Origin of the sequence: Parabacteroides chongii, from assembly GCF_029581355.1 — a bacterium.
GTDB lineage: Bacteria > Bacteroidota > Bacteroidia > Bacteroidales > Tannerellaceae > Parabacteroides > Parabacteroides chongii.
This window is the reverse complement of sequence record NZ_CP120849.1, coordinates 3,256,443-3,274,108: the sequence shown is the minus strand read 5'-3', so window position 1 is coordinate 3,274,108 and position 17,666 is coordinate 3,256,443. Positions and strand designations below refer to the sequence as shown.

Below are 17,666 nucleotides of genomic sequence, written 5' to 3'. Positions count from 1 at the left end.
TGTTGTCTGCTTTTGGATCAAGTCCAAAGCTGAATTATTTCTTCAATTCAAATCCCAGCATCATCCCATCATATTCACTGGCCAGTTTATTAACCAACTTCAACGTGGAATTATCAGAGATAGAAGATATCTTCGACAGAAAATCCAGTAACTTATCGGCATTGAAAAGCAAGGACAACTCATCACCGGAGATAACGACATGAGCTGTCAGCGTAGTTACTTTCAGTTTTCCACCCAAAGCATATTTCAACTCAACCGTCTTCTCATCCGGATTAACAGAGAAAGTACCTTTCAAGGTTTTCTTCTTCAACGCATTCGTAAATGTACTGTCACTATTGAATACATAATTGAACATCCCCTCAACAATACCCACTTTGGCGCAATATGTTTTCAACTTCTTTTCCAGTTCACCGGCTGCCACACTTCCGGCTACATTCTTCAAGGCATTATCTCCTTCCAGCTGGACAGCCGGATTCGTATACGTCCAGGTTCCCGTCAGATTTTCTACCGTCAGTTTTTTACCACCCGTTACAGAAGTCACCGCATCTTTTACAGTAGATGAATTCAAGATGTCTTTCAACGATTGTCCGTATGCCTGACCGGATACAGACAGCAGGATGCTGATAGCAACCACTAATCCCCACACTTTTTTCATTTTTCTCTAGTTTTACTCTTTTTAAAAACGTACAAAGATACAAATATTATAGCTACATTTGTTTTTCACATTTATTTGTGCAGCAAAAGATCTTGAACTTAACAACATAAATCTTATGAGAAATCTAACTAAACGCATCTGCATCATGCTTATTTGCTCATTAGCGTATCTGTACGGACAAGCGGCTATTGCCCCGTCCGTCGTACAATCGACAATCAACGCGTTAACCACCAAAGACAACAGTAACAAAAACGGTATTGAAAAAGGGGTCAACCAGGTTGCCCGTCTCTGGCTGGAAACCGATGGCGACAATGCAGCTTTCCAGGCTTTCTGTGAAGCGAATTATATCGCTGATCCGGAAGAAAAGTATCAGACATTTCTCAAAATCAGTGATTACCTGGAAAGCATTTACGGTCATTTCAACGAAATGTCCCTGCGCCTGCAGAAAAACCTGCATCTGGATAACGGACCGCTGCTCTCTATCGATGAGAAGTTCGGTTCATACAGTCCGTCCACTCACCTGAGCGATGACTTGTACAACAACAAAATCGCCTTTATCATTGTCCTGAATTTTCCGCATCTCACCCTTGAAGAAAAGGAAGCACTCGGAACCGACCGTAAAGCATGGGCTTACGCACGTATGGGGGACCTGTTCACGGAACGCATCCCGGCCTCCCTGTTGCAAGCTGCATCAAACGCTGAAAGCGATGCCGATATCTATATTTCCCAGTACAATATTTATATGGGGCATGTGACAAACAAGAAAGGGCAGTTGCTGTTTCCGCAAGACATGATCCTGTTATCACACTGGAATTTGCGTGACGAGATCAAAGCGAACTATAACAAAGGAAAAGAAGGGCTGGATAAGCAACGTACGGTTTACGAAGTGATGAAACGTATCATATCGCAGGATATACCTCTTGAAGTAATCAATTCAGGAGCCTATGAATGGGATCCGTATACAAACACAATCAAACAAAACGGTAAAGAGGTAAAATCGACACCCGAATCGACAACCCGTTATCAGAAGATGCTGAACAATTTCAAAGCTATGCAAGGCATCGACCAATACACTGGAAATACTTATATCGACCGCAAATTCAATGATGATATGGAAGTAGCCCTGCAAGATGTAGAAAAACTGTTTGACGAATTTCTTTCTGCCCCCGAACTGAAAGAGGTCGGTAAAATGATCTCCAAGCGTCTGGGACGTAAGTTGGAAGCTTACGACATCTGGTACGATGGTTTCAAAGCCCGCAGCAACCTGGATGAAACGAAGCTGGATGCACAAACGCAGACTCTTTACCCGGATGCTGCTGCACTGGATAAAAAACTGCCGGATATCCTGATGAAACTGGGATTCAGTGCCGAACGCGCAAACTACCTGGCAGACAAGATCACAGTAGATGCGGCCCGTGGTTCAGGACACGCCTGGGGAGCTTCGATGAAAGGACAACAGTCGCGCCTTCGCACCCGTATCCCTTCTTCCGGAATGAATTACAAAGGGTATAACATTGCCATTCATGAATTTGGTCATAATGTGGAACAGACGCTGTCACTTTATGATGTGGATTATTATATGTTACATGGCGTTCCGAACACCGCTTTCACCGAGGCGCTGGCATTTGTTTTCCAAAAACGTGATCTTGAAATTTTAGGCATCACCGATCCGAATCCGGAAAAGAAAGCTATGGATGTGCTGGACAAGATTTGGAGTATGTATGAGATCTGCGGTGTTTCCATGTTGGATATTTCTGTTTGGAAATGGATGTATGCCCATCCGGACGCAACAGCGGAACAGCTGAAAGAAGCAACCATCTTATTGTCTAAAGAAATATGGAACAAATATTATGCTCCTGTTTTCGGGGTAAAAGATGAAACCGTACTGGCTGTTTACTCCCATATGATCAGTTATCCGCTGTATTTATCGGCCTATGCATTCGGACAGATCATCGAATTTCAACTCGACCAATATCTGGAAGGGAAGGATTTCGCCAATGAAGTCGAACGTATCTTCCGACAGGGATGTCTGACACCTAACCAGTGGATGATATTGGCAACCGGCAGTCCGTTGACAGTCGAACCGATGTTGGAAGCGGTAAGAGAAGTCATTAAGTAATTATGATAAAATGATATTGCAAAATCGCGCCATATCTGTAAATGAGAACGACGGATTACCATTACCCAAGCGTTACTGGGCTATTTTAGCCACTGCCCTGGGAGTAGGAATGTCTGTGATAGACGGCACCATCGCCAATGTGGCTTTACCGACAATCGCCCGTGACCTGGGAACTTCACCGTCCGTAACGATCTGGGTAGTCAATGCTTATCAGCTGGCTATTACCATTTCGCTGCTCTCTTTCTCTTCGTTGGGAGACATTTACGGTTACCGGAAGATTTACTTATCAGGGATTTTGCTATTCAGCATCACGTCTGCCATCTGCGCCTTTGCCGATTCATTCTGGATGCTGACAGCCGCCCGTATCTTACAAGGATTCGGAGCAGCCGCAATCACAAGCGTGAATACGGCGCTGCTCCGGATCATCTATCCCAAACGTTTTCTAGGTCGTGGGATGGGTATCAACGCCCTTGTCGTTGCCGTATCGATTGCTGCCGGACCTACAATCGCTTCAATCATTCTCTCATTGGGTTCGTGGCATTGGCTTTTTGCCATCAATATCCCGATAGGAATTGCTGCACTCGCAATCGGACTGATGCACCTGCCTGACAATCCGGTAAAAGTAACCGGACGCCGTTTCGACAAGCTCAGTTGTCTGATGAACGCAGTCACCTTTGGTCTGCTTATATTCTCGTTAGAGGGTATTGCCCACAAAGAAAACACAACATTGATCATAGCCGGGATATTTGCATTGTTCGTGATCGGTTATTTCTTTGTACGCCGCCAACTGCATGAGAAGTTTCCGTTGCTGCCGGTCGACCTGATGCGTATCCCGATCTTCTCCATGTCGATCGGCACATCTATCTGTTCTTTCACCGGGCAAATGCTGGCAATGATCTCCCTCCCTTTTTTCCTTCAAGGTTCGTTGGGACGTAGCGATGTAACAACCGGATTACTTCTGACACCCTGGCCACTTGCCACTATGATCATGGCTCCACTTGCGGGTCGGTTGGTGGAACGTATCCATGCAGGTATATTAGGAGGTATCGGCATGACCGTATTTGCAGCCGGTCTTTTCCTTCTCGCCATACTGCCTGAAAATCCGACAAATATGGATATAGTATGGCGCCTGTTTATTTGTGGAGCCGGCTTCGGCTTATTCCAGACACCCAACAACAGCACTATTATCTCTTCCGCCCCATCCAACCGAAGTGGCGGAGCAAGCGGGATGCTGGGCACCGCCCGTCTACTGGGACAAACACTGGGAGCGACACTGGTTGCCATGATATTCAATTTAGTTCCCAACAACAGTACACAGGCTTGTCTATATTTAGCTACCGGATTTGCTATTGTCGCTGCAATAGTCAGCAGCCTGAGAATTTCACAACCACGCCCACTGAAAGGATTCAAATAAAAAAAGCCACCCTGCAAATGCAGAGTGGCTTCCTATATTTAATCTGTAACTTGGATTAAAGTTTGTTGTCAGAACCCAAAACGTTAAGAATTTTGTGTTTGTACAGTTTTTCCATGTTATCACGAGCCGGGCCTAGATATTTACGAGGGTCAAATTCTGCCGGTTTTTCAGCGAAAGTCTTACGGATTGCAGCAGTCATAGCCAGACGAGAGTCTGAGTCAATGTTGATCTTGCATACTGCAGACTTAGCAGCCTTACGCAATTCTTCTTCAGGAATACCGATAGCAGCCTTCAAAGCACCACCGTATTTGTTGATAGTTTCAACTTCTTCTTCAGGAACAGAAGAAGAACCGTGAAGAACGATAGGGAATCCCGGAAGTTTTTCCATTACAGCGTCCAATACTTCGAATGCCAATGGAGGAGGAACCATCTTGCCAGTCTTCGGATCGATATGGCATTGTTCCGGAGTAAATTTGTAAGCACCGTGAGAAGTACCGATTGAGATAGCCAAAGAATCGCAACCTGTGCGAGTAGCGAAATCAATTACTTCTTCAGGGTCAGTATATGTGTGATGATCAGAAGAAACTTCGTCTTCAACGCCAGCCAATACACCCAGTTCACCTTCAACTGTTACATCGAACTGATGAGCATATTCAACCACTTTCTTAGTCAAAGCAACATTTTCTTCGTAAGGCAGGTGAGAACCGTCAATCATTACAGAAGAGAAACCTGAATCGATACAGCTCTTGCAAGTTTCAAATGTATCACCATGATCCAGGTGAAGAACGATCTGCGGATTTTCGCAACCTAATTCCTTTGCATATTCAACTGCACCCTGAGCCATGTAACGCAACAGAGTTGCATTAGCATACTGACGAGCACCCTTAGATACCTGCAGGATAACCGGAGATTTTGTTTCAACAGCAGCCTTGATGATAGCCTGCATCTGTTCCATGTTATTGAAGTTGAAAGCCGGAATTGCATATCCGCCTTTGATGGCTTTAGCAAACATTTCTCTAGTGTTTACCAAACCTAAGTCTTTGTAATTTACCATTGTTGTATATGTTATTACGTTAATGATTGAAAATCTTGTACAAAGATAAAAACTATCCAAATATATTATGCTATTAAGCATATAAAATAACACAAAAGTCAAGGTTTCGGAAAAAATAGTCGGAATTTCTTTGTTTGTTTAGAGCAAATCCATACCTTTGCAAGCCAATTTACCGGTTACCAAACTAATAAGAGTTTAAATTAAATAGATAATAAAGCAATGAAAAAAGGAATTCATCCTGAAAACTATCGTCCTGTAGTATTCAAGGACATGTCAAATAACGACGTATTTATTACTCGTTCTACTATCAATGCAAAAGAAACTATCGAAATTGATGGTGTAACTTATCCATTGGTTAAGGTCGAAATTTCAAATACTTCTCACCCGTTCTATACAGGTAAGTCTACTTTGATCGATACTGCCGGACGTGTTGATAAGTTCATGAGCCGCTACGGTAACCGTAACAAGAAATAATCATTTCCCACAAGGATTTGAAAAAAGGCTGCGATTCAGTTCGTAGCCTTTTTTTGTGTTGTCCCATTTTAGGGATAAGATGGATGGGAAATCAAAAATATTCCTATATTTGTAGCTTGTTAAAAGCTATATTAATCGAATAAAATACCATGGCAAAAACAAAAGAAGAATTACTGAACATTCTCGACCAGTTCACACTGGCAGAAAAAGTTGTTTCCGCTGAACCTTTCGGAAACGGACACATTAACGATACGCTGAAAGTAACGAACGAAAAAGGTGAAATCAAATACGTATTACAACGTATCAACCATCTGATCTTTACAAATGTAGATATGTTACAGAATAATATCAACACTGTAACGACACATATCCGTAAGAAACTGGAAGCCAAGGGTGAAAGTGATATCGACCGTAAAGTATTGACTTTCCTTCCGACAAAAGACGGCAAACCTTATTACTTCGACGGCGACAGCTACTGGCGTGTATGCCTGTTCATCCCGAACAGCAAAAGCTACGAAGAAGTAACTCCCGAACTGTCTTATGAAGCAGGAAAAGCTTTCGGCGATTTCCAATCCATGTTGTCAGACCTGCCGGAAGGATCGCTGGGTGAAACAATTCCTAACTTCCATAATATGGAATTCCGCCTGCAACAATTCCATGACGCTGTAAAAGCAAATGCTGCAGGACGTCTGGAAGAAGTAAAAGACCTGATCGAAGAAGTAGAAAAACGTGCGGAAGCTATGTGCATCCAGGAACGTTTGTACCGTGAAGGCAAACTTCAGAAACGTACAAACCATTGCGATACAAAGGTGAACAACATGATGTTCGATGCCGATACTGACAAAGTGCTTTGTGTGATCGACCTTGACACCGTTATGCCTGGATTCGTTTTGTCGGATATCGGTGACTTTATCCGTACAGGAGCAAACACCGGTGCAGAAGACGATGAAAACCTGGACAACGTAAATGTAAACATGGATATCTTCAAAGCATATACCCGTGGTTACATGGAAACAGCCAAGGCATTCCTTTCTCCGCTTGAAATCAGCCTGCTTCCTTATGGCGGTCGTTTATTGACTTATATGCAGACTGTACGCTTCCTGACAGACTACATCAACGGCGATACTTATTATAAGATCCATAGCCCGAAACATAACCTGATCCGTACAAAAGCTCAGTTCAAACTGCTACAAAGCCTGGAAGAACATGCTGAAGAGATGGACGACTTTATGAAAGAATGGCTGTAAACAGGTGATAGTGGACAGATGACAGTGGACAGTTAATAGATATTTCAATCATACTATTCAACTATTAACTGTCATCTGTGTTACTTGTCAACTCAATAAGTGGAAATAGAGAAGCAACGGCAAATAATCTTTCAAATCCTTTTTCAGTATTTCAATTGCCTTTGCTTTATAACGTTCCACCGTACGTAAAGGTATATTCAGTTTTTCGGCAATCTCCGTATTGCTATTGTTCTCCAACCGACTCATTTCAAAAATAAGACGATACGTCTCCGGTAGTTTTGCCAGTGCTTCATCCAAAAGCTTCTGAAGTTCGGTCAGCAGATAAAATTCATCATAATCGGACTGATCTGCATTCTTTGCCAGATAAGCATCGATATAATTTTGCTTGTACCCTTCCCGCTTCAGGTAATTGAGGCATTGATTCCTGACACTGACAACCAGATAATTTCTGGCAGACGATTCCACTCTTATTTTCTTCCTGCTTTCCCACAAAGTTACAAATACATCCTGAACCAGATCTTCGGCAACAGCCCGCTCTTCGACATAGCGTTTGGCAAAGAGACATAATGCCGGATAAAAAAGATCGAAAAGTATTCGATAAGCCTCTTTATCATCGTTTATGGCAATCTTCCATAACAATTCATCAGGATTCTGTATTTGAGTAGTCATTTCCATACAGATACAAATGTATTGAAAATTTTCTGAAAAAAATCATGAAATAACTGGCGGTCTTTTTACGGTCAGTTATCCTATATATAAAGAAGCATATTTTTCATCTATCAAAGATAACATTATCGACAATGAAAAAAAAAGATTTTTTTGATTTGGAAAAGGAGACATTATTAATAAAATATACGCAGAAGCAAACCACCCCGGAAGAAACCCGGCAAGTAGAATCCTGGCTGAAAGAATCGAATGACTATCAAAAGGAATCAGACATTCTCCGTCAGGCTTTGGAATTGAAAACGAAGATAAATGAGCATAATTCATTCAATTCGCAGGAGGCATTTGCCGAAGTGAACAGAGAGCTGGAAAAGAGAAACAGAAGAAAGACCCTGGTAAATTATTTATCGCGTGTCGCTGCGATTATTAGTATACCTCTCCTACTCTCTACACTGACTTTCGGATATCTGTACTTTGAACAGCAAGTACCGGCGATCGAAAGCTCCGTACAATTCATGGAGGTTCTTTCCGCCCCGGGTATGGTCACACGGCTGGAACTGCCGGATCACTCGAAAGTCTGCCTGAACGCAGGAAGTACATTACGTTACCCGACCGTTTTCACCGGAAACACCAGGGAAGTAGAATTGACAGGAGAAGGTTATTTCGAAGTGCAATCGGATAAGGAACACCCTTTCTTCGTCACTACCAAATCCGGTCTGAAAGTGATGGCACACGGTACGCAATTCAATGTAAACACATACGATGAACGTGAAGAAGTCGAAGCAATCCTGGTAGAAGGACTGGTGGATATTCACTCTTACGATAAGTTCATTGCCGGACTGAAACCGGGAGAGAGATTGTCTTACAACAAACGAACGAATAAATATGAGATCCGGAAAGTCAACATCTATGAGAACACGGCCTGGAAAGACGGCAAAATTGTTTTCAGGAATGCCTCACTCGACGACGTATTCCGGGTACTCGGCCATCGTTTCAATGTAGAGATAGTGCTCCACAATCAGAAAAAGGATAAGGAATATAATTGTTGGGCCACATTTACCGACGAAACGATCTATCAGATATTCAGTTATTTGGAACAAGCCACACCGATCAGGTGGAAAGTAAATGCGATGAAACAAAACAGCGATGCCACATTTGCTAAACAGCGAATCGACGTTTGGTTAAAATAAAACAGTATGAATTGTTAAACTTAAATGATTGAAGCCTATGGAGAGAGATTGAAAATACAGACATAAGAAAAACAAGAGCGAGTTGCACCTCACTCTTGTTCGCGAAAATCACATCTTTGGCACAAGATCCAAAGACATAATTAATCACTAAATCAACAACAAAGTTATGAAAATCCAGAAATTATTCGGGGATATAGGATCCCTATATTTCTTTAAAACTTGTCGAAAAATGAGAATAGGTATATTTTTATTGTTAATCGCGATCCTGCAGATAAGAGCAGAAGAATCCTATTCACAATCTGTATCGTTATCGCTCGCTTTTTCACATGCGACGATCGAACAGGTATTGGAACAAATCGAAAAAGAGACTGAATTTACCTTCCTGTTTACCGACAATACGCTCGACATCAGTAAATCGGTGAACATACAGGTTAAAAATCAGGAGATAGGCAAAGTTCTGAACCAATTATTCAAAAACACGGATGTACAATACAGCATTGTAGACCGTCAGATCATTTTGTCTAAAAAAGGAACTCCGTTTACCACCCAGCAAAGTAAACGGGTACAGGGAACGGTCAGAGATGAAGCCGGCATTCCCGTTATCGGTGCCAACGTTTCCGTCAAAGGAACTACGATCGGTACTATTACGGATATGGACGGGCACTTCAGCCTGGACGTTCCTGAGAACTCCCTCCTGTTGATATCATATATCGGATATCTATCCAAGGAAATCAGAGCCGAAGCCGGTAAAGCACTTACCATCACACTTTCAGAAGATACACAAAGCCTGGATGAAGTCGTGGTAGTAGGTTTCGGTACACAGAAGAAAGTAAACCTGACAGGTTCCGTCGGGATCGCCAATGCAAAAGACCTGGAAGCACGTCCGGTAACCACCGCCACACAAGCCTTACAGGGTTTGGTCCCGGGTTTGCAGATCACACAACGTTCCGGTGACCTGAGCCAGACAGCCGATATAAACATCCGTGGTATCGCCACGATCGGACAAGGTTCAAGCGGCAGTCCGCTGATCCTGATCGACGGGATGGAAGGAGATATCAATGCACTGAACCCGCAGGACATAGAAAATATCTCCGTATTGAAAGATGCGGCAGCTTCCTCCATCTATGGTTCGCGTGCACCTTTCGGCGTGATACTGATCACCACGAAAACCGGTGTCAGCGGCAAACCCGTCATCAACTATAACAACAGTTTCCGCTGGAACGACCCCGTTCTGTTGCAAGACCAGGTGGACTCCTATAAATTCGCTTTATACTTCAACGAAGCGAGAGCGAATGCCGGACAAACACCTTTTTTCGATGCTACATGGTTACAACGAATCAAAGATAACCGAGATGGACATCCATCTACACCTACCATGATTGAGAACCCTGACAATCCTGGTTATTGGATGGATCCTTATGGCTCCGGTAGTGCCAACCATGATTGGTATAACACCATCTTTGGGCATTGGGCTTTCTCGCAGGAACACAATTTCAGTTTGAACGGAGGGAATGACAAGGTTACTTATTACTTGTCTATAAACTATTTAGACCAAAACGGTCTATTAAAAATATCCGATGATAAATTCGGTCGTTATACTGCTACCGGAAAGATCAATGTCAAGATGACAGACTGGGCACAAATGAACTACAGCAGCCGTTTCATTCGTGAAGATATTTCCAAACCGACAACTCTGGACGGTGTATACGAAGGGTTAACCCGCCAGGCATGGCCTTATATGCCGGCTTACGATCCGAACGGTTACCTTTATAGTGCTCCCACTCCAGCACTAGACTTAGTGGAGGGTGGCAGGATCAAGAAACAGGCCGACTATCTGTATCAGCAGGCACAGTTAGTACTGGAACCGATCAAAGACTGGAAAACATTCGTCGACGTAAACTATCGTATCTACAACTCGACACAGCATACAGACCGCCAGATCACCTATAACCACAATGTTGCCGGCGACCCGTATGTTTATAATTCAACCAGCTATGTATCCGAAGACATGTCGAAAGAAAATTATTTAAACTTCAATGCCTATACGGAATACAGCAAGCAACTGGAATCTGGTCATAACTTCAAAGGCATGTTCGGTTTCCAGTCTGAGTTATCGAAGAAAAAATATACCTACCTGCAACGTAACGGTATCATTGTGCCGGGACTGCCGGAAACAGATATTACTTCCGGTGTCGATATCAATGGCAACCCGATCACACCGACTGTAAAAGGCTCTTCCGATCATTGGGCTACTACCGGTTTCTTCGGGCGTATCAACTATGATTATGAGGGTAAATACCTGGCAGAAGTCAACCTGCGTTATGACGGAACATCACGCTTCCGTTCATCGGAACGCTGGAACCTGTTCCCCTCCTTCTCACTGGGGTGGAACCTGGCACGTGAAAATTTCTGGGAACCGATCGCCGATCACGTAGGCACATTCAAACTCAGAGGTTCTTACGGAGAATTAGGGAACCAAAATACGACAAGCCTGTACCCGACATATGCACAGATGCAATTCCAGGCCTCGAACGGAACGTGGCTGATCAATGGAATGAGACCCAATATCGCCATCACACCGGAACTGATCGCCTCCTCCCTGACGTGGGAAAGGGTAAAAACATGGAATATAGGTCTCGACTTCGGTGCATTGAACAACCGGCTGACCGGATCGTTCGACTACTTCGTCAGAAACACACTCGATATGATCGGCCCGGCTCCGGAACTTCCGATCACGTTAGGAACAAACGTACCGCGCACCAATAACACCGACTTGAAAACCTATGGCTGGGAACTTTCTGTCGGCTGGAACGACCGCCTGCAAAATGGACTGGGTTACGGTGTACGGCTTATGCTGTCCGACTCACAGACTGAGATCACCCGCTATCCGAACAAAACCGGTGTCATTGCAAGCGATACATACCGGAAAGGAATGAAAGTCGGAGAAATATGGGGTTATACCACAGTCGGTATCGCCAAGACACAGGCCGAAATGGACCAGCATCTAGCCAGCCTGCCTAACGGCGGACAAAGTGCGCTGGGTTCGCTCTGGGCCGCCGGTGATATCATGTACGCCGATACGAACGGCGACGGTAAAGTAGATGCCGGTGCCAATACGATCAGCGACCACGGAGACCTTTCCATCATTGGAAACTCGACACCGCGCTACCATTTCGGTATCGACCTGACAGCTGATTGGAAAGGTATCGATTTCCGTGCCTTCTTCCAAGGTGTGATGAAACGCGATTACTACCAGAACAGCGCAACGTTCTGGGGAAGCCACGGCGGCATATGGTGGTCGACCTGTTACGAACCTCACCTGGACTATTTCCGTGACGAGAATTCAGTTATGGTACAAGCTGGTGAAGCCGGCGTCAACCTGGATGCTTATTTCCCGCGTCCCAGTTTCCGTACGAACATGAACCATAACATACAGACCCGTTACCTGCAAAACGCAGCTTATATCCGTCTGAAGAACGTACAGTTAGGCTATACATTGCCTTCGTCTCTCACCAACAAATTCTATGTATCCAAACTGAGAGTATTCGTCTCCGGCGAAAACCTTTGGACAGGAACCGGTTTATTCAAAACCCTCGACCCGGAAACGATCGATGCCGGTTACGGTGGTAGCGGATATCCTTTGTCCAAGACTTTATCGTTTGGTTTAAGTGTAACCTTATAAAACAGAATCATTATGAACCGTATAAATAATATATGCAAACAGACAGCAGGCATTATCCTGGCCGGACTCTTATTCTCGTGTAACGATTATCTGGACAGAGAGCCGCTCTCACAAATCACACCCGAATATTACCTGACGGAAGAAAGCCAGTTGGCTTCCTATATAAATAATGTGTATCCGGATATCCTGCCTTCACACAACACAGACATCAATTGGTACGGCACATTCGGATGGGATGTCGGGACAGATAATATGATCGCCAAAGGTGATTATAAAGACTATGTTCCCGGCGAGTTAAAAACGGCACAGACCGGCGGCGACTGGGAGTTCACCAAGATATACAAATGTAATTATTTCCTCGGCAGGGTTGTGGATAAATGGAAAGCCGGAGAGATCAGCGGAAACGAAGAGAATGTGAAACATTATATCGGTGAAGTCTATTTCCTCCGTGCCTATGAATATTTCAATAAGCTACAAGCTTTCGGTGATTTCCCGATCCTTCACCGTCCGGTCATCGACGAACAGGAAGCGTTGACCGAAGCCAGTAAACGGGCACCACGGAACGAGGTGGCACGTTTCATCTTGGCTGACCTCGATTCGGCGATCGTTATGCTGAAAGACGCTTCGCCCGACGGCAAAAAGAACCGCCTCTCCCGTAACTGCGCCTATCTGTTCAAATCGAGAGTTGCATTGTTCGAGGGTACCTGGCTGAAGTATTTCCGCAATACCCCATTCGTGCCCGACGGTAGCGGATGGCCCGGAAAAAGTAAAGATTATAATGCCAACTTCCAGTATCCTTCAGGAAGTATCGACAATGAGATCGACTATTTCCTCGGCCAGGCGATGGATGCGGCGAAAGTCGTAGCCGATGCTGTTTCATTGACAGAGAACAATGGTATTTTACAACAAAGCACGGAAGATACCCCGAACCCATATTATAATATGTATGCTGATGAAAATATGGCAAGTTATGACGAGGTTCTCATGTGGCGCCAGTATGATAAAGGATTAGGGTTGACACACGGTGTCGTCCAATTTGCACAAAAAGGGAATGCAGGCCAGGGTATCACACGCGGCATGGTCAATACCTTCCTGATGGCTAACGGATTGCCGATCTATGCTACCGGTTCGGGTTACGCCGGTGACGATTATGTCTCCGATGTACGTAAAGAACGCGACGGTCGCCTATGGCTCTTCCTTAAAGAACCGGGACAGACCAACGTGCTCTATCCTTCTTCCGACGGAACACATGCCACCCCGGTTGAACCGGTTCCCGACATCACTATCGGTAATGCCGACGTGTATTATTCCACAGGGTATGCCATCCGTAAAGGCGGCAACTTCGATGCCAAGCATTGTGCGAACTTCGGTTCGTATACCGGAAGCATCACCTTCCGCGCAGCCGAGGCTTACCTGAACTATATCGAAGCCTCTTACGAAAGAACCGGGGCGATCGACGGAACTGCCGCTTCCTACTGGCGTGCCATCCGTACTCGTGCCCATCTCGATACGGATTACAACAAAAGTATCGCAACTACCAATATGAGTGAAGAGGGTAAATATAACTGGGGAGCCTATTCTGCCGGTCAGCTGATCAGTCCGACGCTTTACAACATCCGCCGCGAGCGCAACTGCGAACTGATGGCCGAAGGTTTCCGCCACATGGACCTGAAACGCTGGCGTGCTATGGATCAACTGATCTCCAATCCTTATCATATCGAAGGTTTCAAGCTTTGGGGACCGATGAAAGACTGGTATAAAGACAGCGAGGGAAACAGTATCCTGATCTATGGTGCAAACGATTCCAGATCGAACGTCTCCGCACCGGAACTGAGCCAGTATCTGCGTCCGCAGGAAGTGGCAGGTAACTCACTGATCATGCAACAGGGAGGTTTCAAATGGGCAATGGCTCATTACCTTTCACCGATCGCCATACAGAATTTCCTGAATACCTCTGCAGACGGTAGTGATGTGGCTACCTCCCCGATCTATCAGAACCCGGGATGGCCAACCACACCAAACCTCGGAGCCGAAAATCTGTAATAGGGATCATTTTAAAGAGCAGACATCGTATTTAGGGTGATACGATGTCTGCCCCCTATCATCGACGGACATCGTCGACGACCACTGACGAGTATCGTCGATGGTAACCGATGACCACCGTCGACGAGAGAAGACGGTCAGTTCTTGTCCCAATCATAACATTGTCCATCTTTTAGATGGTTTTATCTATTTAATCTTCATACAGAATCCTGTTAATTTGCAGAATATGCACATTATATCTCATTTATAATTCAATACTCATGAAAAAGTACTTGTTGATCTTACTTTCCTTTTTAGCTCTGACAGCCTGCCGTCAGGCAGATAATAAACAATCACTGCAAGGTGAATGGCGCTTTGCCCTCGACCGGAACGACCGGGGACTGGCAGAACAATGGTATACCCGGTCATTAACCGACACGATCCATCTGCCCGGCTCGCTTCAGGAACAAGGATACGGTGATGAGGTCGGGATTGAAACGCCTTGGACCGGACAGATCGTCGACAAGTCATGGTACGACTCCCCTTTATATGAGAAATTCCGCCAGCCGGGAAATATCAAAGTGCCTTTCTGGCTGAATCCGGACAGACATTATGTAGGAGTTGCCTGGTATCAGAAAGAGATCGATATACCTGCTTCATGGAACGGTAGTCCGGTACAACTTGAACTGGAACGTACGCATTGGGAAACGACACTCTTCCTCGACGGTGTCGAAATGGGAAAACACGAATCATTATCTACTCCCTATCGTCATACGTTCAAAGAGTTGACACCCGGAAAACATACGCTCACCCTTCGCGTAGACAACCGGGTCAATATTGAAGTCGGCGTAAATGCACACAGCGTTTCCGACCATACACAATCGAACTGGAACGGTGTGATCGGAATGATCAGCCTGACAGCCAAACCGTCCCTTTATATAGACGACATACAGATATATCCGAACATCGCCGATAAGACAATTAAAGTAGCCGTATCGTTGGACGGCACGACTACAACGAACGATGCCACCCTCCTTCTTCAAGTAGAGAAAAAAGACGGCGGTGTGGTTGGCAAACCTCATAAAGTCACCATCAACCCCGAAGCCGGGATGACACAGGAAATCACTCTATCTATGGGAGAAGATGCCCTGCTCTGGTCGGAACACAGTCCGAATCTTTACACACTATGTGCTGTCGTAGAGAGTGACGGAAAGAAAGAGGAGCAATACCGTACTTTCGGCCTCCGCGAGTTCAAGGCAAACGGTACACGTTTCGAAGTAAACGGTCACCCGGTATTCCTCCGGGGAACCCTGGAATGCTGTATATTCCCACTGACCGGATATCCCGCTACAGATCGCGCCTACTGGACAAAAATATATAACCAGTGTAAATCGTACGGTCTGAACCATGTCCGTTTCCACTCCTGGTGTCCTCCCGAAGCAGCCTTCGCCGTTGCCGACAGTATGGGATTCTATCTGCAGGTCGAATGTGCAGGTTGGGCAACCGTAGGCGACGGCGGTTACTCCGACCAGTGGTTCCGCGAAGAAAGCGACCGCATCCTGAAAGAATACGGCAACCATCCTTCTTTCTGCTTGATGGCCTACGGGAACGAACCGGGTGGAGCAAACCAGGTAAAATATCTTTCCGAACTGATCGACCACTGGAAATCGAAAGATCTACGCCGTGCCTACACAAGTGCTGGAGGATGGCCTTACGTAGAAAATGCAGACTACTGGAATGCCCCCGATCCGCGTATACAAGGATGGGGAGAAGGATTGCGCAGCATTATCAATGCCCAACCACCCCGTACCGACTACAACTTCGCTCATATCATCCGGGAAAATATGCCGACAGTCAGCCATGAGATCGGACAGTGGTGTGTATATCCGAACTTAAAAGAAATAGATAAATACACCGGAATCCTGAAAGCTAAAAACTTCGAGATATTCCGCGAAACACTGAAAGATCATCACATGGCCGACCTCGCCGATGCATTCCTGTATGCTTCCGGCCGGTTACAAACGCTTTGTTACAAAGCCGATATAGAAGCTGCGTTACGTACTCCGGGCTTTGCCGGTTTCCAGCTGCTCGACCTGCATGATTTCCCGGGGCAGGGAACAGCGCTTGTTGGCGTACTCGATCCTTTCTGGGATGAAAAAGGATATGTAACAGGCAAAGAATACAGCACATTCTGTAATAATACAGTTCCGCTTATCCGCTTTCCGAAAATGGTCTGGTTGAACAATGAGACATTGAACGTCCCGATCGAAATAGCCCATTTCGGAGAAAAGCCTTTACAGGCCGCCCATATCAACTGGCAGATCAGCGACCGTGTCGGCAATGAACTGGCACAAGGCAGTTTCACGAAAGACCTTCCGTTAACCAACTGTATCCCGGCTGGTGAAATCAAATATGCCCTCTCCGGTATCGGTGAACCGTCACAACTGATCGTCAGCGTCGAAGTGAAAGAGACAAACAGCAAGAACCAATGGAATATCTGGGTATATCCTGCCAAACAGGAAGCCGTAGAGCAACTGCCCTATATAACCTCTACACTCGATAACCAGACAATGGTACGCCTCGACAAAGGCGAAAATGTGCTGCTCCTGTTAACTCCTGGAAGTATCCTGCCGGAAAAAGGCGGAGATATCCGTGTCGGTTTCTCTTCCATCTTCTGGAATACCGCCTGGACAAACAAACAACCTCCCCACACATTGGGAATCCTCTGCGACCCGGCACATCCGGCACTGGCAGCCTTCCCTACCGAAGGATACAGCGATTATCAATGGTGGGACCTGGTAAGCAACTGCAATGCAATGGTACTGGATGACTTCCCGGCAGACTATCGTCCGGTAGTGCAGCTGATAGACGACTGGTTCACAAACCGGAAACTGGGAATCTTGCTGGAAGGCAAAGTAGGCAACGGCAAACTGATGGTATGCAGTGCAGACCTTCAAAAAGACCTGGATAAACGTCCGGCAGCACGCCAGCTCCGACAGAGTATCCTGCAATATATGGCATCCAACCGTTTCAATCCGCCTGCTTCGCTCGATCCGGCATTGGTGAAGGCTTTATATCAAAAATAAGTCATATCTTACAAGCAATATGATTTACTTAACAAAAAAATCGATAAAAATACTTCTAGC

At 45.4% G+C, this 17,666-nt stretch carries 11 protein-coding genes; 8 read left to right on the top strand and 3 right to left on the bottom strand.

Annotated elements, in window-relative coordinates:
- Window positions 1-34: 34 nt before the first annotated feature.
- Complete coding sequence (locus tag P3L47_RS12025) at window positions 35-655, bottom strand: DUF4923 family protein (protein ID WP_122360743.1); 621 nt, start codon at window positions 653-655, stop codon at window positions 35-37.
- Window positions 656-770: 115 nt separating this feature from the next.
- Here P3L47_RS12025 and P3L47_RS12020 point away from each other — a divergent pair, with 115 nt between their 5' ends.
- Window positions 771-2,774 carry a hypothetical protein gene (locus P3L47_RS12020; protein ID WP_277780930.1) on the top strand — a complete coding sequence of 668 codons (2,004 nt, stop codon included), beginning with the start codon at window positions 771-773 and terminating at the stop codon, window positions 2,772-2,774.
- A gap of 10 nt (window positions 2,775-2,784) precedes the next feature.
- The gene (locus P3L47_RS12015; protein WP_277780929.1) at window positions 2,785-4,188 is read left to right on the top strand and encodes an MFS transporter; all 1,404 of its coding nucleotides are present in this window, start codon (window positions 2,785-2,787) and stop codon (window positions 4,186-4,188) included.
- A gap of 55 nt (window positions 4,189-4,243) precedes the next feature.
- Here the strand turns inward: P3L47_RS12015 and P3L47_RS12010 are convergent, their stop codons facing one another.
- Window positions 4,244-5,242 (bottom strand): class II fructose-bisphosphate aldolase, encoded by a 999-nt coding sequence (locus P3L47_RS12010; RefSeq protein WP_122360745.1) that lies wholly within the window; start codon window positions 5,240-5,242, stop codon window positions 4,244-4,246.
- Between the two features lie 219 nt (window positions 5,243-5,461).
- Between P3L47_RS12010 and P3L47_RS12005 the strand changes: the two genes are divergently transcribed.
- Complete coding sequence (locus tag P3L47_RS12005; RefSeq protein WP_122360746.1) at window positions 5,462-5,716, top strand: type B 50S ribosomal protein L31; 255 nt, start codon at window positions 5,462-5,464, stop codon at window positions 5,714-5,716.
- 149 nt (window positions 5,717-5,865) lie between these two features.
- Complete coding sequence (locus P3L47_RS12000) at window positions 5,866-6,963, top strand: phosphotransferase enzyme family protein (protein ID WP_122360747.1); 1,098 nt, start codon at window positions 5,866-5,868, stop codon at window positions 6,961-6,963.
- A gap of 87 nt (window positions 6,964-7,050) precedes the next feature.
- On the opposite strand, the gene P3L47_RS11995 is transcribed toward P3L47_RS12000, so the two are convergent.
- Entirely contained in the window at window positions 7,051-7,638 is a 588-nt protein-coding gene (locus tag P3L47_RS11995; protein WP_277780928.1) for an RNA polymerase sigma-70 factor, read from the bottom strand.
- 125 nt (window positions 7,639-7,763) lie between these two features.
- Here P3L47_RS11995 and P3L47_RS11990 point away from each other — a divergent pair, with 125 nt between their 5' ends.
- The 4 genes from P3L47_RS11990 (at window position 7,764) to P3L47_RS11975 (ending at window position 17,606) form a co-directional block, all read left to right on the top strand.
- Window positions 7,764-8,816 (top strand): FecR family protein, encoded by a 1,053-nt coding sequence (locus P3L47_RS11990; protein ID WP_277780927.1) that lies wholly within the window; start codon window positions 7,764-7,766, stop codon window positions 8,814-8,816.
- A 229-nt stretch (window positions 8,817-9,045) separates the two neighbouring features.
- A complete protein-coding gene (locus P3L47_RS11985; RefSeq protein WP_277780926.1) occupies window positions 9,046-12,498 on the top strand; it encodes a TonB-dependent receptor in 3,453 nt (1,150 codons plus the stop codon).
- 12 nt (window positions 12,499-12,510) lie between these two features.
- Window positions 12,511-14,541 carry a RagB/SusD family nutrient uptake outer membrane protein gene (locus P3L47_RS11980; protein ID WP_277780925.1) on the top strand — a complete coding sequence of 677 codons (2,031 nt, stop codon included), beginning with the start codon at window positions 12,511-12,513 and terminating at the stop codon, window positions 14,539-14,541.
- Window positions 14,542-14,801: 260 nt separating this feature from the next.
- Window positions 14,802-17,606 (top strand): sugar-binding domain-containing protein, encoded by a 2,805-nt coding sequence (locus P3L47_RS11975; RefSeq protein WP_277780924.1) that lies wholly within the window; start codon window positions 14,802-14,804, stop codon window positions 17,604-17,606.
- The last annotated feature ends 60 nt before the right edge of the window (window positions 17,607-17,666 follow it).